Source organism: Desulfopila sp. IMCC35006, assembly GCF_005116645.1.
Taxonomy (GTDB): Bacteria; Desulfobacterota; Desulfobulbia; order Desulfobulbales; family Desulfocapsaceae; genus Desulforhopalus_A.
The window spans coordinates 520,591-539,205 of record NZ_SWCM01000001.1; the positions used below are offsets into that span (position 1 = coordinate 520,591).

The following is an 18,615-nucleotide window of genomic DNA, read 5'->3' on the forward strand; positions in this document are numbered from 1 at the left end:
AGCACTCAAAATATCTGTCCATGCACAGGATGCGGGGCCGTCTGGTCGTCACGCATGCCCTTGCTGCTGTCCTGTGCCATCAATTCGTCAATACAGCGTCCCATCAGGACCGCATCAATCCGGTCAACCTCTTTTTTGCTGCCGATACCGGTCAACAGGGTGATCGCCATCTTTCCACCCAAATGTTCCCGGAAGCTGTCCAGGGCACCCTCGACGTCCAACTCGGCCAGCGCCGGATGATACAACGGCAGACCCAGATCAACGATCAGGGTAAATATCCGCCGAAGCTCGTCCTCTTCAATCATGCCGCTATAACAGGAATAGAGGCTGTCTAAAGCCAGACCGATGGCGACCGCTTCCCCGTGATGGACCAGACCGGAGGTCATTTCCTCCAGGGTGTGAGCCGACCAGTGGCCAAAATCAAGGGGCCGCGCCGAACCGAGCTCAAAAGGATCTCCGCCGGTACCGATATGTTGCATATGCAGGGCGGCACACCGATAGATCATCTCCTCCATGGGGCCACGGGCAAAAGAGGCAAGATCGAACCTCTGCTCAAAGAGCGAGCTGAAAAAGGCACGGTCCTTGATCAGAGCGACTTTCACCGCCTCGGCCATTCCCGCTCTCAGTTCCCTGGGGGAAAGAGAATCCAGAAAGCCAAAATCATTGATTACCGCAAAGGGAGGGGCAAAGGTCCCGATAAAATTCTTTCGGCCGAGCCCGTTGACGCCGTTTTTCACCCCGACGCCGGCGTCGTTCTGGCCAAGCACCGTCGTCGGCATGCGCAGCAGGCGCAAACCCCGATGGGCGATGGCCGCACCATACCCGACTGCATCGAGAACTGCACCGCCGCCGATGGCGAGAATAAAAGAATGTCGGCACATATGATATTTCTGGACACAGCGCATGATCTTGTCGATTACCGCCGGCTCGTTTTTGCAGCTTTCGCCGCCCTGTATGGTCTCAACCGGGCCGCAGAGCTGCATCAGCGCGGAATGCGCCTCGGCATAATGGCCGATTTGCTGCGGGAGCGAAGGATGTGCCCGCAAAACGCCCGAATCGATGAAGCAGAGCACCCTGTGGCATTTTTGCCCTCCGCGTAATAGTACCGAAGCAAATTGCTGGTTCTCCGGTTGAAAGATATCCCGATCGAAAATAACGGGAAAGGAAAAATGAATGCTGAATTGCTGTTCAAGCGTCTGCATGGAAAGCTCCAAGTCGTATATAAAATTGCGATCTTTTCAGGATCGGCAAAATTTCCAAGGGTCAGTCTTTGTCTCCGACTATAAACCATGAACAATTATCATGCCACCATCCTGTGCATACCGTCAGGATGCTTCTTAATTTTTTTTTTGCCTCGCTCAAAAAAGGCCAATATCTATTCTTTTTCGATATTTGCAGTACATAGCAATAAAAAGACGGCGAATCGATCAAATGGGTTACGGGCAATGACAATCATAACATGACACATTGCCGTTGAACCCGTTTTTCTCCCTCAAAATTTCTTGGTGCGCAAGATGGTGATCACCAGCCATAAGCCCAGGACTACGGACATTAAATAGCCAATGACTCCCAGGGCCGGCAGGCCGAAGATAAAGGGGCCAATCCCGGTAGTGATGATCATCGACGAACCCATGATGATTGCCCCGGTGATAACACCGACGGTCAGGCGATTCGAGGCATTCTCCAGGGTATTGACCAGCTGCTCGAGTTTGTCCAGATGGAAAATAAAATTAAGTTCCCCGCGATCTATTTTTTCCAGTATCTGCAGCAACTGGCGGGGCAATGCCCGCTGCAGGGTCAAAAAGCTGGATAGCGAGTTTTTCAAGCCCCGCCAGAGTACTTCAGGCTTATATCGCTCCCTGGCCAGTCGGTGCACGCGATCTCTCAATTCTTCGACAACATTCAACAGAGGAAAAACCAGACGGGCGGAACCTTCGGCGGTGACCAGGGCTTTGATCATAATGACCATATCCGTCGGTAACTTCAGATTATGCACACGCAAGGTCGCCATAACATCACTGAGCAAGCCGCCGATGTCTAAATCTTTTATCGGCAGCGCATAGTAGCTGTCGAGAATTTCGAGCAAGCCCCGCTCCAGCGCTTTCCGTTCGACGGCCTTGCCCCGCACTGTACATATCTGCAGGAAACTGTTGACAAGGGCTTCGCTGTCCCTGTCAACAATGGCCGTCAGAATTTCAATGAGAGCAAAACGATCCTGGTCGGTAAAACGGCCCACTGTTCCCCAGTCAATGATGCACAGCTGCATGTCACTGCTCACCAGAAGATTACCGGGATGCGGATCTGCGTGAAAAAAGCCATCTTCCAGAATTTGCTGGACAACCGTCTGCAAGCCAAGTCTGGCTATCTGTTCCCTGTCCCACTGACGCGCCGGCTCCAGGTTTTTAAAGGAGACGCCGTCAAAGAAATCCATGATCAGCAGCTTCTTCGAACTGTATTTTTCATAGGCCGCGGGGATATACACCTCGGTCCGCGCGGCATAGGAACGGGCGATGTTGATATTTTTTAATTCCCGGCTGAAATCAAGCTCCAGCAGCAGATTCCGTCGTACCGTCCTGGCAAGTTCCGGCAGATCGTAGCACTGCAAATCTTTAAATTGTTGATGCAGAAACCAGCAGATAGTGTCGAGAATATCCAGATCCGAGGTAATATCGCGGACAATGCGCGGTCGCTGCACCTTGACTGCCACTTTCCGGCCATTTTCTTTCAATCTCCAGCAATAGACCTGAGAGAGCGACGCAGCGGCGACCGGTTCGTCTGAGAATTCGGAAAAGACCTCGCTGATGGGGCAGCCCAGTCTTTTTTCAATCTCCGGGAGAATCTCCGCTGCGGGAACAGCCGGAACGCTATCCTGCAGTTTTTCCAGCTCGGTCACCAGCTCCTCCGGTAAGAGATCCGGCCGGAGGCTCATTATCTGGCCAAACTTGATAAAGGTCGGTCCCAATTCTTCAAAGATGATGCGAATGCGTTGAAAGAGATTGAGGCCCCGATCTACCGGTACGATTCCGTGCAGAAAATCCGCGCCCGGGACATCCAGCCGATCGACGACTTCATCAAAACCGTACTTCGCCAGCGTTCCAACAATATCCTTGAAACGTTTCAGTTTTTTTACATCATTTAAGTGCATGGAACGGTCTCTTTATCAGTTTATATTCACTTTGGCTGCCTTGATGGCACCTGCAATCAGCAGACGCCATTCTGCTGTCTCGTTTGAGAAAGGGGTTTGTGCAACCGCCTGGCCTGCTTTAAATCCGCGCCCATTTGCCTTGAAAATTGTTGCCGTGGCGCATGATTTTCTCCTTCTCATAGCATGAAATGGTACTTTGTTTGTTCCTGACGTCGCCGACGCTGAAGCATATTGTATTAAGACATAATCGTAAATATATGCACGGTAGACAGAATATCGATCAATTCATCATTGGTAAGCGTTTACCAGCACCGAATCTGTTTTGGCACCGGTTTGCAAACCTACCAATAATACAGTTTACTGACCTCTTTCGCGCATCTCCAGCACTGGTAAACGCTTACAGCTCGGAGGTTGTACGAGATTTTCAGGGTTTCCGGTGAACGGTTTCCATTACTGTACTCGAAAAGGAAGAAAAAATTATCCTGAAAACGTTGCAGTATCAGCCAGGCCAATGCTCCGTCTGCCGCTTTCATTGCAAAGCGCCTTGCAAGAAATGACATAATAATTACGTTTTTCCTGACACACTGCCGTTGAGGAAAAAGATAAGACAATATACCACAATCTTTTCAAGGGGAAACCTCATGGATACATTCGATGTCATCGTTCTCGGCACTGGCACGGCAGGACAGAATGCGGCTCTCGATCTCGCCGTTGAAGGCTTTCGGGTCGCGATTATCGAAAACAGTGCCACACCGGGTGGAACATGCGCCCTGCGCGGCTGTCAGGCGAAAAAATGGTTCTACGAGGTTGCCGAGCTTGCCGCCCGTTGCCAGCACCTGCAGAATATTGGTATAACGACCCCGCCGCAGGTTGACTGGCAACAGATACTCACCGAGAAAAACAACTTTACCGCAAAGGTGCCTGACCAGACACGTAACAATCTCAAGGGGAACGGCGTTACCTATATACGTGGCAAGGCCGTATTTGTAGACAAGACCACAATCGCGGTCGATAATCAGCACCTGACCGCTGATTATTTCATCATCGCCACCGGCGCGAAAACGATGGCGCTGCCCTTCGACGGAAATCAATATATGCTTACCAGCGACGATTTTCTCGAATTAGAGGCTTTACCAAAACGTATCGCTTTTGTCGGAGGAGGCTTTATATCCTTTGAATTCGCCCATTTTGCCGCACGCCTGGGCAGCAGCAGAGGAAACATCCATATTCTTGAAGCCCAGAAGAGCGTGCTGAATCCTTTCGATGGTGATATGGTTGATCAGCTCGTTGCCGCGTCCGAAGCGGACGGTATCCGTATCCACACCGCAGTCTCAATCGAATCCATAGAAAAAAAAGATACGGAGTATACAATTGTCTTCAAATCCCGGGAAAACCTGGTCGTCGACAAGGTTGTCAATGGTGCCGGGCGCGTGCCGAATATCGACGACCTCAACCTTGATGCCGCGGGAATCAACTATTCCAGACGCGGTATCACTGTCGATGAATACATGCAGACCTCAAACAAGCAAGTCTATGCTGCCGGCGACTGTGTGGACAGCGTCCAGCTTGCCCGGGTGGCGGATATGGAGGCCCATGTGGCGGCGCAGGCCATTGTGGTCGCACAACATGGCGGAACAAAAGCGGCAATAGATTACCGCGCCGTCCCGGCAGTCCTTTTTACTTACCCGCAATTAGGCATGCTGGGCAAAACAGAAGAGCAGCTCAAGGAAGAAAAAACACCCTACTGGAAAAGTTACGATACCCGCTTAACCTGGCCGACATACCAGAGGGTCGGCCTCAAATACGCAGCGTACAAAATTCTTGTCGATGAACAGAACCATATCCTGGGCGCCCATTTCGTATCGGACAATACCACCGGCCTGCTCAATACTTTTAAACAGGCAATGATCGACAGGACGCCTGTTACCGAACTCCATAAAAACAGCATCATGTCGCCCTATCCTTCACGGGAAAGTGACATCGTCTATATGCTCAGCCCGCTTGTGGATTAACCCCGGCAGACAGGAAAAAATGCAAATATTTGAAATAACATCGATAGTCATGGTACTTACGGCTATTTTCAGTTATCTCAATTATCGGTTTCTGCATATGCCGACGACCATCGGTGTGATGTTCATCTCGCTGGCTCTGTCACTCTGCTTCGTCGTCGCCAGCTGGTTTGGCATGAATGTTGGCCAGAAAGAGGTGGCCAGGATACTGCAGGCGATTGACTTTAACGAGACCTTGCTCCACGGGATGCTTGCATTTCTGCTGTTTGCCGGAGCGATGCAGATAAAACTCGACGACCTCAAGGCACAGAAAGGAGCCATCGTCATTTTGTCTACCGTTGGAGTTATTCTCTCGACTTTTATCGTCGGCAGCCTGACCTGGATGGTCCTCCAATTGCTCGACATACCGACTTCCTATATATATTGCCTTCTCTTCGGCTCGCTGATTTCCCCGACCGACCCGGTGGCGGTGCTCGGAATCCTCAAGACAACAGGAATTGCCAAAAGTCTTGAAACAAAGATTGCCGGAGAATCACTGTTCAACGACGGCATCGGAGTCGTTATTTTCCTGATCATCCTGCAACTGGCCCAGGGCGACCACAAGGTTTCCGTCGGCGAAGTGGCACATCTTTTCGGCCGGGAAGCAGGAGGCGGAGCCGTGCTTGGCTTCATTGTTGGTTTTTTTGCCTACCGGATGCTCAAACAGATCGATAACTACCAGGTGGAAGCGCTTATAACGCTGGCTTTGGTTATGGGTGGCTATGCCCTGGCGGATCGGCTCCATATATCCGGTCCGATAGCCATGGTTGTCGCGGGTTTGTTGATCGGCAACCACGGCCGCAGCTTCGCCATGTCCGATCGCACCCGCGAACGTCTCGACGATTTCTGGGAACTTATCGACGAAATTCTCAATGCGCTGCTGTTTATGCTGATCGGCCTGGAGGTTCTGATCATCCCCTTTACCGGCGATCTCCTGATTGCCGGAGGGTTGACCATACTTGTTACTCTTTTTGCCCGCTGGATCAGTGTTGGCGGGGTGGTGTTTTGTATGCAGCCGTTCCGGCCGTTCAGCCGGGGAGCGGTGCCAATAATGACCTGGGGTGGCCTGCGCGGTGGCATCTCAGTGGCCCTGGCGCTGGCTATTCCGGCTGTCCCTGAACGAATCACCATTATCACGATTACCTACCTGATCGTGATCTTTTCCATTGCCGTTCAGGGCATGACCCTCGGCAAACTGGCCAGGCGTTACACTTCATCGTAAGCTGTGCTGAAAATCAGTCGGACATCACTCCCTGTGCTCGGAATCTGAACCTTTCAATCACTTGCTGTTGAGCCAATTGATGATAATCTCCATTGCCTTTATGACGTTGAAGCACCACAGACTGGTGAAATCCTCCGGCAACGGCTGATCCAGGGGTATTGTCTCACTGGCCGAGAGTGCCTTGGCGCCGTCGAAATCGACATAGGCCAGACGGGCTGTGAGCTCAGAGGGGGGTCGGCCGAAGACTTCGCCGGGAAGCATGGCAACCCCTGTTTCAACCAGCAGCCTTTCGCAAAGTTCCTTGCCGGTGGTAATCCCCCGACCATGCAGAACTTCAGCCAGAGGCGCAAAGCTTGGAAAAATGTAAAAAGCTCCTTCTACCGGATGTACCAGAATCCCGGCTTCTTTGAGCATAGCCACGCACCTGGTTCCCAGGGCCGCCAGGATGCGTCGCGCATGCCAGAGGTATCGTTCGATGCGGATGTCACCACGAAAAGCCGTTACCGCCGCATACTGGATAGGCGAACTGACCGAAGTGAAGGTTTCACTGGCCACCGCGGCCATCGATTCGAGAAGCCAGTCCAGGGCCGGAGAAAAAGAGAAGGTTCCCAATCGCCATCCGCCCGCCCCGCACCATTTGGAGAGTCCTGAACTGATGATGGTGCCTTCGGGGTAGTAACGCGCCACGGATATATGTTGTCCGCTATGATGCAGCTGACCATAAATCTCATCCGACAGCAGCAGCACCTGATATTTCCTGGCCACTCCAGCAATTTCTTCCAGTTCTTTTGCCGTATAGCTGCATCCTTCCGGATTACCCGGGTAGTTGAGGATGAGCAGGCGTGGCCGAAAATCATCTCTCTCGCTTGCACAGTGTCGTTCGAGCAACTCCGCGGTCATTCGCCATCTATCCTCGATTCGCGTATGGATCAGGCTGACCTTACGACCCAGAATATCTGCCTGGGGAATGTAGGAAACCCAGCACGGAGTCGGGACGATCAGCTCGCCGTAATAGACCAGTTGCAGCATGAACATGAGCTCTTTCGAACCCGGCCCGATAAGGACATTCTGTGGTCCTACCTCAACACCATCTTTTTTGCGGTGAAACTCAGCCACTGCTTCCCGTAATGCCGGGAGACCGGTAGCAGGCAGGTAGTCTTTCTCATTTGCATGCAGCCTGAGAGCTTCAACAACCGGCACGGGTACCGGGAAAGGCGATTGCCCAAGCCCCAGCCGATAAACAGTCCGGCCCTGCTGCTGCAGCATCTTGCTGCGGTCGTTGATGGCTATGGTTGCCGATTGAGCAAGACCACGGATATTCAGATTCAGACTGACTTTTTGATTAAGACTCACCCTACCCTCCTTTAGTATGGTTGACATCGAGGTGTTACCGGCCCCGACAAAGGATACGCTCGTACTCAGGAAATACTCCCCTGCCAAGAGAACCGGGTGAATACTATTTTACCAACCCAGGGATACTGTGGCAACCCAAAGCAGTCTTTTTGGCGGGCCATTGCCGCTAATATTATCGCGACTCCAACCACCACACATGGCGGAGACAGACACTCCTGCGCTCAAGATGCTCAGTAACAACTGCTGCAGATTAATACCTTCAGCAAGAGCAGCCGGTGCAGTAGAACGCATCGGAGCTCACACCGCCTGCGAAAAGGCTTTCCGGCTCAACACACCTGATAATAGCAAGAATTGACACAATATGTTTTAATAGATCCATGCTGCAGTTTCCTGAATCTTTTTTTCGCCTGCCTGCTCCGCAGCGGCCGCCGAAGAAATGAGCACCGCATTGACTACTGCGTCCCTGGCATAATGAAGCAGGGACCAATATTTCAATGGTGAACGTCATGAATAAACACAGCAAAGTGAATAGACTCAGGCAGATTATTGCCATAGACAAAGACCTGGAAACCATCCTTAATCTGCCAAAGTCCCTGGAAGAAAAACGTTTCCTGCTGCGGCGACATCTCTCTGAGCTGCTTATTACCGTCTTTGATGAATCGCAGCGGTTGCCCCCCCTTGAATGGATTGTCTGCCGGGATGCCATTTGGGTTCTGCGAAATATCCTTGCCCCCCGCAGCGAGGAATTGTCCGGTTTTTCCCTGCTCAGCTATGTCGATACCTTGCTGAACTCAACCACTTCCGCCGGGCTTCAGCCAGTATCGTCCGCTTTCCTGGCCGAGCTGGAGCATCTGCTCAAAGGATGTACCGGTAACTCGGGAATATACAAGGAAAAACCACCGGCATTCCTCAGCCATTCCGGACGGAGAGCTGCGAAAATGCGCTCCACCGACCTCTCCCGCATGGCGAGAAATTCAGCTCATGCCATGAGCCGCTATTGTTCGGGATTGGATAATGATCTGCAAAGGCAGCAAAGTCTGAACAAACAGGCAATTCAAAATCATTTCGGGATTACCGACCTTGAGTGGAACGATTGGCGGTGGCATACCAGAAACATTATTCGTCATCCGGAAACCATGGGCCAACTGGTCAACCTTTCCCCCGGGGAAGCCGGAGCCATCGCCAAAGCCAAAAAAAATCATATTCCCTTCGGCATAACGCCTTATTACCTGTCCCTCATGGACCCGGAGAACAATAAAACCTGGGACAGGGCACTGAGGGCTCAGGTTATTCCTCCTGCCGACTATGTCGACCAGATGATCGAATACCGGCAAAATGACGAATGTTCGATGGATTTTATGTTCGAAAACGACACCTCCCCTATTGATGGCATTACCAGACGATATCCCAACATCGTCATACTCAAACCACTGCTCACTTGCCCGCAGATCTGCGTTTATTGCCAGAGAAACTGGCAGATAGAAGACGTCTATTCGGAGGGTGCCGCACTGGGTAAAAAAAAGCTCGACCGGGCTCTGCGCTGGATCGAGGAGAGACCGGAGATAAACGAAGTACTTATAACCGGCGGCGACCCCCTGTTGCTTGCCGACGAACAGCTTGAATCGATTCTCACCCGCCTTGCCCGGATGAACCATATCCTCCGCATCCGCATCGGCACACGTACTCTGGTAACCCTCCCCCAGCGTATAACAGAGACTTTAGTACAGATCATCGCCCGCATTCAGGAACCCGGCCGTCGGGAAATCGTCGTGGTCACCCATTTCGAACATCCCACAGAAATCACCCCGGAGGCGATGCGTGCGGTGCAGAAGTTCCGCCTCTCCGGCATAGGGGTCTATAACCAGCTGGTCTTTACCTACTACAACTCCCGTCGTTTTGAGGCTGCAGCCCTGCGACAGAAACTGCGTCTCATCGGGGTTACCCCTTACTATACTTTTAACACTAAAGGCAAAAAGGAAACTGACAGTTATCGTGTGCCTATTGCTCGCCTCTTGCAGGAACAGCAGGAAGAGGCGCGGCTTCTGCCGGGTACGGTGCGTACCGACGAAATTGTCTTCAATGTTCCACGACTGGGAAAAAACTACCTGCGGGCCGCCCAGAACAGGGATATCATTGCCATCCTCCCCGATGGACGGCGTGTTTATGAATTTCACCCCTGGGAAAAAAAGCTGGCCCTGGTCGATACCTATATCTATACGGATGTGTCGATCTACGATTATCTGCAACGATTGAAAGCGGATGGCGAAAAGATCAAAGATTACGAAACGATCTGGTACTATTATTAATGTGATTACCACTAAAGTTCAGCTTGGAAGGTCCAGAGGGAATATGAGGTGCCCTTTGCACGGAACGCCAGAAACCCATCCCTGGGGGCTTGACCGCAGCCATCCAGGCTGCGGAACACCCGTGCAAAGGGCACCTCATATTCCCATATAGCTGAGGTTTAGTGGTAATCACAATTATTAATGATTCCCTTAATGCGATGATGGCGGGCCGATACCTTTTGGCCGGGACACCGGAGATCAACCTTTGTGCTCAGGAATGAAAATAAAATGAAAATTACCGCAAAACAGTGGTGGCTGATCTTCAAAGACACCGGGGGGAAATTCCTCCAGGATAAACCCTTTGTGTACAGTTCCTCCATTGCCTATTTTGCTATTTTTTCCTTGCCCGCCATTGCGCTTATCACGGTGATGATAGCCGGATCATTTTATGAAAATGCGACCGTCAAAAACAGCATGCTCACCCAGATCTCCCGGATGGCAGGGACAAACAGTGCTCAGGAAGTTGAACGACTCATGAACAAAATTACCAGGAATACCGAAAACATTCAGACGAAGGTCATCAGCATAGCGACCCTTATCTTCAGTGCGACTTCGGTTTTCGTTATCCTGCAGGAGAGTATTAATAGCATCTGGGGCATTAAACCAAAAACCGAAGGAGGTCTTGTTAGATTTCTTGTCAACAGGCTGCTCTCTCTGGCCATGATTGCGTCGATGGGTTTTTTGGTCCTCGTGTCGCTGGTAACGGATACACTCATTGCCATGCTCAAGGTCTTTATAAATCAATATTTCACCGGCCTGGCCTATTATTTTCTCTGGCTTGCCAACACCCTCATCTCCGGCGCTCTGATCGCCACAGTTTTCGCCCTGATTTACATGGTACTGCCCGATGCCAAAATTAAATGGAGCCATGCCTGGATTGGCGCATTTATTACCACCATTCTTTTTATCTTCGGCAAATATCTTATCGGTTTTTATCTCAAAACCAGTAATTTCACCGAATCATATGGTGCTGCCGGCTCATTGGTGGCTCTTTTAGCCTGGGTATATTACTCGGTACTGATTTTACTTTTCGGCGCCGAGTTCACCTACTCGTATACCAGGCATGTCGACGGCATAATCCAGCCGCCGGGGCAGGCTGTGGCTGTCAAGGTAGAGGAAATTGAGCAGGAAGAGACTTCTGCAAACTGATGTTTTTACTGCACAGAGGCTTGAGAGAAGCCGGAGTGCCGCTTTCGCTGCTGCAGACCGAGAGGATCCTCTGCCCCCGATCTGCACCAACCAACCTCTATGGCTTCCACAATCCGAGCATATTACGGCATTCACGGGCGGTGACGTACTGCGCCCGGCCCAAAAGACGGAAATCCTCCCTCACCGACAAACGTCCGATCGGCCAACAAGGACGGCAGGCCCCTGACCCCGGCTTACTCTTCCGATTATCGGATTAAAACTGTTTTCCTTCGATATTCTTCCTGAGCTGGGCTATCTCCAGGCCAAGCGACACGCATTGATGTCCATCCATACAATCGTCGGCCTGCGGGATGTCGAGAAAATGTTTGAGTTCGTGCGAGTCTTTTATCAGATCGACTACCCAGGCATTTTTTTCCGCATCGAATGTAACATCTATATCTATGCCGCATTGCCCTATTTCAGGGTAAATTTCGGTGATTTTCGCACATAATTCTTCTCTTTGATACATAATTGCCTCCTGTTAACTGCGATATTGCAACATGGCCATGATTGTCCCATGACAATACAATGCATGGAACAGATCAGGGCAGATCATAATTATTCACTATGATCTCTATATTTAATAATCACTCTTACAAATATCGCGAAGTTTTCGTAGGCAGTTCTCGTTTCTTCGTTGTTTCTTGTGCATAAATGCAACCCCCCTGCCCGGAAGCGCGATCGTCAGGTTAAAAGATTCTCCGCTGTGCCTCACTGGCAACCAGCAGCTCTTTGCTAAAGGAGCAAGGAGTGCATAAGGTTTACCCAAAGATTACCACCACGCCCGCGAAGAACATGGAAAAGCGGGAATGGGTTCCATGCCTTCACGGCACATCCAGATTCTGAGCCTTAAAAGTCTTCGGCATTTTCCCCATGGCAACTCTTGTCCATATTTCGGATCTCCACTTTGGCCGGACCTCTCCGCAATTGATTGACGGACTTCGGCGAAGCCTTGCCGATATCGAGCCAAACCTTGTAATTATTAGCGGGGACCTCACACAGCGTGCCAGATCGCGGGAATTTCAGGCGGCAGGAACTTTTCTTGACAGTCTGCAATGGCCTTGCCTTGTCATCCCCGGCAACCATGATATCCCGGCATATAATCTCGCCGAACGCATCATCAGTCCATGGCGAAAATGGCATCAATATCTCCGTTATCCCCTTGAACCTATCATGGATAATGGCAGTTATATTGCCCTTGGCATCAACTCCACCAGGCGATTCAGCTCCTTTACCGACTGGTCGCGCGGGCGAATAAGTGAGGCGCAGAGCAATACCGCCGCTGAAATATTCATCAGGCAACCGGCCGACAAGCTGCGGGTGCTGGTAATACACCATCCTTTCTGGTTGCCCCGGCAATATCTCCACCGTCACGTCATCGGCGGCCGGGACGAGGCAATTCGTGCAATGAAGAAGGCTGGAGTTGATATTATCCTCAGCGGCCATGTGCACTTTGCATATAACCATATTCTCGAAGGTCTGATTATCTCGCACAGCGGAACAACTTTCTCGGACCGTCTGATGAAAAAAAGTCCGAACAGCTTTAACATTGTGCAGGGCGATCGCAAAAGCTTGACCATTGAGACCAGAGAATGGCAGGGGACCGCCTTCGCGCCCGTCGGACGCCAGCTGTTCGTTCGCGATCAGGATGACTGGGCGGAAAAATCTTAAACCTGTTTACCTTTTATATCAGTGGAAGAATATGCACAATGACTCGTCCCCCGTACCTCTTTATTACAACCCGAATGCAGGCAGCTGGGAAAAAATGTGCGAATCGCTAAGGAACGATTCACGTATCAGCCTGCAGCCGGTTTCGCCGGAGGAAATGGTACAAGAAATTACCAGCGCAGTGACACAGGGAGTAAAGCGAATAGTGGTCAGTGGCGGAGATGGAACCATTGCCCTCGCAGCGACCCAGCTCGCCGGCAAATCGACGGAGCTCGCGGTCATACCCGGGGGCACGCTGAATCACTTTGCCCGGCGTACCGGTATTCCCATCCAGGCAGAGGAAGCTTTGCAAATCGCGCTGAACGGTACAGCCCGGCCGGTTGATGTCGGCTACGTCAACGATTCGCTGTTTATCAATACAAGCTCTGTCGGCGCTTACCCGACCTTTGTCCGGAGCCGGGAATACCTGGAAAATCGTATGCATTATTTTCCGGCGTCGATCATCGCCGGTTTGCGCCGTTTAGTCAGATTCAGGTCGATCCGGATCAGACTGGCGGGAAAACAGCTGCGTACTCCACTGGTGTTTGTCGGTGTAGGCGAACGCGAACTGCGCCTGCCTGCCCTGGGTCAGGTTAAAAAAGATGGGCAACACGGTCTGCATCTGCTGGCGGTGGATTGCGACAGCAGACTCAAGATTTTCAAGCTGGTCATGCAGGCATTTTTTTGGGGAATCGATCCAATGGAAACCGTAACTGCTCTCCAGAACCAGCTGGTCGACGAAATTGAGATGAATTTTCACCATCGCCGTACGAGAGTTCATGTCGCACTCGACGGCGAACTGCACTGGCTGGATGCGCCGTTGAAGTACCGCTTGGCACCAGGGGAAATCCTGGTTGTTATGCCTGAAAAAGATGCAGAGACATCGTAAATGTCAGCCGGCATCTCGTGCCTGAACGGGTTTCAAGAGCGAGCTCGCGATATAGACCAGAAACCAGAAAATCGAGACGGGTAAGACTATCACCTGAATCAGAAATATTGCGACATAGAGGAAGGTAAGTTTGAGCAGATTTTCGATGATTTCCGTTGCATTGGTGACAAAAGTCTCCAGTGATTTTTTTAAATCGGCCGATATTTTTTTGATGACCGCCGTGCTGTTGCCGATGGTGGCCCAGAAACCCTGGGTGTCAGGCGTTGCAATATCGCTGAATTGCCCCGATGCCTCCGAGCGAAGATCAAGCTGTTGACTCGCTCTTGCGATCTCTTCCGCGAAATAACCAGTATACAGCGAGTGATTGACAATTGAAGACAACGGCAGACAGAGACGGAGAACCGCCAGGAGGATCATGAGACGAACCGTAATATGCTGCAGCCCGGACAAGCGGTCATTGTCAAACCACACCAGGAGGGACAGGACAAGGAGCAGGCCGGCCAGCACCCGCGGCGCCAGGGAAACGCCGATCTCGTATGACAGCTTCTGTACGCCCAGCGAGGTGATCGCCGTGACGAGGACAGTAGACAAACGTTCGGTCATATCATCTATTGGATCCAGTACCTGGCCGACCGCAAGAGACACCCCGATTCCAGCCGGCTCCAACTGGAGCTGAGAGTCCTTGATAATCGAAACCGATGCATTGATCGCCCTGCAGGTGGCATATGCGATCCCTGCCCTGGTTATTGCCTCTGTGAAATACGTATCTGTTTTTGCATCCAGAAGGGGGATCCTGACCGCCGGGAAAAGCAGGAGAAGAAAAGCGATAAAAATCCCGAGTGATGACCTCAATGCCTTTTGTTTCAAAATTGTTTTGCGCATGAACGGACCCCCTGTTCGCGGTTTATCTCGTCTTAACCTGGCTGGCCTGCGTAGCGGCCAGTAAATAGAAAACATACTCCAGCTCGGCAAGTAAGTGAAGAGAGACAAAAAAAATCACCTTATCCCACCCGGCTGCCGGCCTGACAAATTGCCGGATGCGGCCGATAATGATCGGGGAGGCCTTGCCAAAGCGTAACCAGGTAGTAACGTTATAGGAAAATAATCAGCAGTAGACCATAACGGTATCGACAGTGTCGAAGAGAATATATCCGGGGAACTCAAGTGAGGGAGCACATATGAAAATCTTCATTACCGGCAGTCTTGGGTTTGTTGGCCGCCACCTGTCAAGCACCCTGCTCGAAGCTGGTCATCAGATCACGGGGGTCGGTCGCAGCCCCAGGCCTCGTGCGGGAATAGACCATCCATCGTTTCATTACCTGGCGGCGGATACTACAAAACCGGGTGACTGGCAGGCAAAGGTCGCGGAACACGACATTGTCATCAATCTGGCCGGCAAATCGATTTTTACCTACTGGACCGAAAAGGTCAAAAAAGAGGTGTACGACAGCCGTATTCTCACCACCCGTCATATCGCGGAAAGCCTGGCAGGAGCAAAAGATATTATTTTCTTCAGCACCTCGGCCGTCGGGTATTACGGGGAACGGGGCGACGACCTGCTCACTGAAGACGAACCGCCGGGAGATGATTTTCTGGCCAGAGTCAGTATCGACTGGGAACGCGAAGCCCTGAAGGCGCAGACCGGGAGTATCCGCGTGGTGCTGACCCGGTTTGGCATAGTACTGGACCGCAGGGGGGGAGCCATGGGATCAATGCTTCCGGCCTTTAAACTCTTTCTGGGGGGACGGCTGGGCAGTGGACGCCAATGGTTTCCCTGGATACATCTGCACGACCTGATCGCCGCCTACCTGTTCGTCATCGACCATCCCGACATTGCCGGACCGGTCAATTATTGCGCACCTGAGCCGGTGCGCAATATGGATATGACCCGAATCCTGGCCGAAAAACTCAACCGACCGGTCATGCTGCCCACCCCCGAATTTATTGTAAAAACAATGCTGGGAGAATTTGGCGAGGCCCTGATCTGCAGCCAGCGGGCACAGCCCGCTGTGCTGAAAAATGCGGGTTTTTCCTTCACCTACGACACCATCGACAGTGCCCTGGAGGAAATTGTTCAATAGCTCCTGAACCACGGGAAAAGAACGTCCCGTGATGATTTCAACAGTGGATGAATTTCACGACGAAAGCACAGAAAGGAGAAAAGGATGGAAAGTTCGGAAAAACGAGTCGCGCTGGTGACCGGCGCCAATCGGGGTATAGGCCTGGAGATCGCCAGGCAGCTGGCGGAGAAGGGGCTTACGGTCATCATGGGCAGCCGGGACCGGCAGAAGGGCTTGGCCGCACAGAAACTGCTGGTCGACAGGGGACTTGACGCTCACTTCTCCCGTCTTGATGTCACCAATGCGACCTCTATCACAGCTGCGGTCGGCAGGATCGCCGATACCTTTGGCCGCCTGGATGTCCTGGTCAATAATGCAGGTATCATGATCGACACCGAGACGAACATCCTGGAATTATCGCTCGGCATCCTGCACAACACCTTGCAAACCAACGCTTTCGGCCCACTCCTGTTAAGTCAGAGTTGCGCGCAGCTGATGAGCAGGCATCGATATGGGCGTATTGTCAATATCTCCAGCACCCTGGGGGCTCTCACCGACATCGTCAATCCGGAATCGGTATTTGCCGGGATGCAGACACCGGCCTATCGTCTGTCGAAAACTCTGCTTAATGGAATAACTGCGCTCTTTGCCCGAGAACTGCATAATCAGAATATTCTCGTCAATGCCGCCTGCCCTGGCTGGGTACGTACCGACCTGGGTGGCCCGCGGGCGCCAATCTCCCCAGAACAGGCGGCCGAAACGCCGGTATGGCTGGCAACCCTGCCGGACAATGGCCCGACCGGTGGTTTTTTTCGAGAACATCAGCCACTTACCTGGTGATTCGAAGAGGAGGCTTCAGCACAGTTTGTATACCGTTCCAGTACCCAGTCCTGCCTGCACACCAAAACCATAACAACACATCAGCCTTGAACATGCAGATGTGACATTCTCCATCAACAGGAGGAAATCATGGAGCTAAAGAACATATATATCCAAAAAGTTGAAGAACAGTTAACAGAATGGACAATGGAGATCGAAAATCTCGAGGAAAGAGCCGGCCAAGCAGTCGCTCAGGCACGAATCACTTATCTGAAAAAAGTGGACGACCTGAAGGCAAAACAGAATGCAGCACAGGTTACGCTAAAAAGCCTCAAAGAAGCCAGTGAAGAGAGTTGGGAGGATCTCAAGATAGGCTACGAAAAGCTTCAGCAGGATATAAGGAAATCCATTGAGAACGCGCATACTTCTATTAAGTAATCCGGACGGCATCTGTCGAAACGTCATGCAACACCGTATGGCAGAGAACAGCCAGACGCTTTGACAACATCTCAAACATTTTGAAAGGAGCAGGACAATGAAAAAAATCTTAGCTTTGTTATGTGTTGTTGCTTGCATTCTTTGCGTGTCCGCAATTACTTTCGCCGCCGGGGTGAAAGATTATTCAGCAACTATCAAAATATTTCGAGACTCGCCCGTGGTAAACAAGTTTTTTAATAATTCCTACGGCTATGCCGTCTTTCCCATCATTGGCAAAGCGGGCTTTGTCGTTGGTGGATCCTATGGAGAGGGGCAGGTCTACCGGGCCGGAAGAGTTACCGGAAAATCGACGGTAATTGAGGGATCGATAGGATTTCAGGCGGGTGCCGAGGCTTTCAGTGAAATTATTTTCTTCCAGGACAAGCGGGCCTATTATGAATTTACAAGCGGTAATTTTGAATTTGGCGCGACCGCCCAGGCAGTCGCTATAACGGCCGGCGCAGAAGCGGAAGCCGGCACCTCCGGCATCAATGCCGGAGCAACTGCTGGCCCCAGGACCGGGACACAGATGAAAACCGGCTATTTCAAAGGCATGGCCTCCTTCGTGCACGCTCAGGGCGGTTTGATGTACGAACTCTCCATCGGCGGCCAGAAATTCACCTTTCAACCTCTGTAAGAAATCGGTATTTTTTTGTATTTCTCAATTCTACCGAAAAACATCACCGACAGCCGGTCGAGCTGCTCGATTGGCCGATAAGCACTGTGCAACAGATCAAGGAGATCACATCATGAAAAAAAATTATATGACCACGCTGCTGTTTGTAACCGCTCTTGCTTTGGCGCTGCTTACCTTCGGTTGCGACTCCCAGGGACCGGCAGAAAAAGCAGGAGAAAAAGTAGACAAGACGGTGGAAGCCACCAAAGATGCGGTAAATGAGGCAGCCGATAAAATTACCGGCAAAGGGCCAGCCGAAAAAGTCGGCGAATCGATAGACGAGACTGCGGAAAAGGTGAAAGATGCGGTGAAGTCTAAAGATTAAATCCCATCTCACCCACTGCAGGCACATTTTTGCGAGTGCCTGCAGTAATCGGTTGGGTAAATCAGCCCGAGCATGCCCCGCATGACCTCCTCGAAGTCGCGCAACGGCATGGAACTTTTGATTTTTCTCTAAATGCCAAATTCTTCATTGAGGATTTTCACGTAGCTGTTATCTTATACTCCAATGTGATTACCACTAAAGTTCAGCTTAGAAGGTCCAGAGGGCTATGAGGTGCCCTTTGCACGGGACGCCATAAACCCATCCCTGGGGGCTTGACCGCAGCCATCCAGGCTGCGGAACACCCGTACAAAGGGCACCTCATAGCCCCATGTAGCTGAAGTTTAGTGGGAATCACATACTC

The 18,615-nt window shown here is 51.5% G+C and carries 17 protein-coding genes; 11 read left to right on the plus strand and 6 right to left on the minus strand.

What is annotated here, in order from left to right; translation table 11 throughout:
* Positions 1 to 5: 5 nt before the first annotated feature.
* Both FCL47_RS02335 and FCL47_RS02340 read right to left on the minus strand, forming a co-directional pair.
* Positions 6 to 1,202 carry a 3-dehydroquinate synthase gene (locus FCL47_RS02335; protein ID WP_136811839.1) on the minus strand — a complete coding sequence of 399 codons (1,197 nt, stop codon included), beginning with the start codon at positions 1,200 to 1,202 and terminating at the stop codon, positions 6 to 8.
* 290 nt (positions 1,203 to 1,492) lie between these two features.
* Positions 1,493 to 3,145: an AarF/ABC1/UbiB kinase family protein gene (locus tag FCL47_RS02340; RefSeq protein ID WP_136811840.1), complete on the minus strand. Its 1,653-nt coding sequence runs from the start codon at positions 3,143 to 3,145 to the stop codon at positions 1,493 to 1,495.
* Positions 3,146 to 3,786: 641 nt separating this feature from the next.
* Here FCL47_RS02340 and FCL47_RS02345 point away from each other — a divergent pair.
* Both FCL47_RS02345 and FCL47_RS02350 read left to right on the plus strand, forming a co-directional pair.
* On the plus strand, positions 3,787 to 5,157 hold the full coding sequence (locus FCL47_RS02345; RefSeq protein WP_136811841.1) for an NAD(P)/FAD-dependent oxidoreductase: 1,371 nt from the start codon (positions 3,787 to 3,789) through the stop codon (positions 5,155 to 5,157).
* A gap of 19 nt (positions 5,158 to 5,176) precedes the next feature.
* The gene (locus FCL47_RS02350; RefSeq protein ID WP_136811842.1) at positions 5,177 to 6,415 is read left to right on the plus strand and encodes a sodium:proton antiporter; all 1,239 of its coding nucleotides are present in this window, start codon (positions 5,177 to 5,179) and stop codon (positions 6,413 to 6,415) included.
* A 57-nt stretch (positions 6,416 to 6,472) separates the two neighbouring features.
* On the opposite strand, the gene FCL47_RS02355 is transcribed toward FCL47_RS02350, so the two are convergent.
* Both FCL47_RS02355 and FCL47_RS25280 read right to left on the minus strand, forming a co-directional pair.
* Entirely contained in the window at positions 6,473 to 7,768 is a 1,296-nt protein-coding gene (locus FCL47_RS02355) for a pyridoxal phosphate-dependent aminotransferase (protein WP_205747181.1), read from the minus strand.
* Between the two features lie 366 nt (positions 7,769 to 8,134).
* The gene (locus FCL47_RS25280; RefSeq protein WP_255580631.1) at positions 8,135 to 8,263 is read right to left on the minus strand and encodes a hypothetical protein; all 129 of its coding nucleotides are present in this window, start codon (positions 8,261 to 8,263) and stop codon (positions 8,135 to 8,137) included.
* Between the two features lie 11 nt (positions 8,264 to 8,274).
* Here FCL47_RS25280 and FCL47_RS02360 point away from each other — a divergent pair, with 11 nt between their 5' ends.
* Together FCL47_RS02360 and FCL47_RS02365 are read left to right on the plus strand one after the other, a co-directional pair.
* On the plus strand, positions 8,275 to 10,074 hold the full coding sequence (locus tag FCL47_RS02360) for a KamA family radical SAM protein (RefSeq protein ID WP_136811844.1): 1,800 nt from the start codon (positions 8,275 to 8,277) through the stop codon (positions 10,072 to 10,074).
* A 267-nt stretch (positions 10,075 to 10,341) separates the two neighbouring features.
* On the plus strand, positions 10,342 to 11,262 hold the full coding sequence (locus FCL47_RS02365) for a YihY/virulence factor BrkB family protein (RefSeq protein WP_136811845.1): 921 nt from the start codon (positions 10,342 to 10,344) through the stop codon (positions 11,260 to 11,262).
* 253 nt (positions 11,263 to 11,515) lie between these two features.
* Here FCL47_RS02365 and FCL47_RS02370 read toward each other — a convergent pair whose 3' ends face one another.
* Entirely contained in the window at positions 11,516 to 11,770 is a 255-nt protein-coding gene (locus tag FCL47_RS02370; RefSeq protein ID WP_136811846.1) for a hypothetical protein, read from the minus strand.
* A 404-nt stretch (positions 11,771 to 12,174) separates the two neighbouring features.
* Here FCL47_RS02370 and FCL47_RS02375 point away from each other — a divergent pair, with 404 nt between their 5' ends.
* Both FCL47_RS02375 and FCL47_RS02380 read left to right on the plus strand, forming a co-directional pair.
* Positions 12,175 to 12,972 (plus strand): metallophosphoesterase, encoded by a 798-nt coding sequence (locus FCL47_RS02375; RefSeq protein ID WP_136811847.1) that lies wholly within the window; start codon positions 12,175 to 12,177, stop codon positions 12,970 to 12,972.
* A gap of 31 nt (positions 12,973 to 13,003) precedes the next feature.
* Positions 13,004 to 13,897, plus strand: coding sequence for a diacylglycerol kinase family protein (locus FCL47_RS02380; protein ID WP_167496330.1), 894 nt, complete (start codon positions 13,004 to 13,006; stop codon positions 13,895 to 13,897).
* 3 nt (positions 13,898 to 13,900) lie between these two features.
* Here FCL47_RS02380 and FCL47_RS02385 read toward each other — a convergent pair whose 3' ends face one another.
* The gene (locus FCL47_RS02385; RefSeq protein ID WP_136811849.1) at positions 13,901 to 14,779 is read right to left on the minus strand and encodes a hypothetical protein; all 879 of its coding nucleotides are present in this window, start codon (positions 14,777 to 14,779) and stop codon (positions 13,901 to 13,903) included.
* A 296-nt stretch (positions 14,780 to 15,075) separates the two neighbouring features.
* Here FCL47_RS02385 and FCL47_RS02390 point away from each other — a divergent pair, with 296 nt between their 5' ends.
* The 5 genes from FCL47_RS02390 to FCL47_RS02410 all read left to right on the plus strand — a co-directional run bounded on the left by FCL47_RS02390 (position 15,076) and on the right by FCL47_RS02410 (position 18,254).
* Positions 15,076 to 15,978: a TIGR01777 family oxidoreductase gene (locus FCL47_RS02390; protein ID WP_136811850.1), complete on the plus strand. Its 903-nt coding sequence runs from the start codon at positions 15,076 to 15,078 to the stop codon at positions 15,976 to 15,978.
* An 84-nt stretch (positions 15,979 to 16,062) separates the two neighbouring features.
* Positions 16,063 to 16,797: an SDR family oxidoreductase gene (locus tag FCL47_RS02395; protein ID WP_136811851.1), complete on the plus strand. Its 735-nt coding sequence runs from the start codon at positions 16,063 to 16,065 to the stop codon at positions 16,795 to 16,797.
* Between the two features lie 129 nt (positions 16,798 to 16,926).
* Complete coding sequence (locus FCL47_RS02400) at positions 16,927 to 17,214, plus strand: coiled coil domain-containing protein (RefSeq protein ID WP_136811852.1); 288 nt, start codon at positions 16,927 to 16,929, stop codon at positions 17,212 to 17,214.
* 97 nt (positions 17,215 to 17,311) lie between these two features.
* Entirely contained in the window at positions 17,312 to 17,890 is a 579-nt protein-coding gene (locus tag FCL47_RS02405; protein WP_136811853.1) for a YSC84-related protein, read from the plus strand.
* 112 nt (positions 17,891 to 18,002) lie between these two features.
* Positions 18,003 to 18,254, plus strand: coding sequence for a hypothetical protein (locus FCL47_RS02410; protein WP_205747182.1), 252 nt, complete (start codon positions 18,003 to 18,005; stop codon positions 18,252 to 18,254).
* Positions 18,255 to 18,615 lie beyond the last annotated feature (361 nt).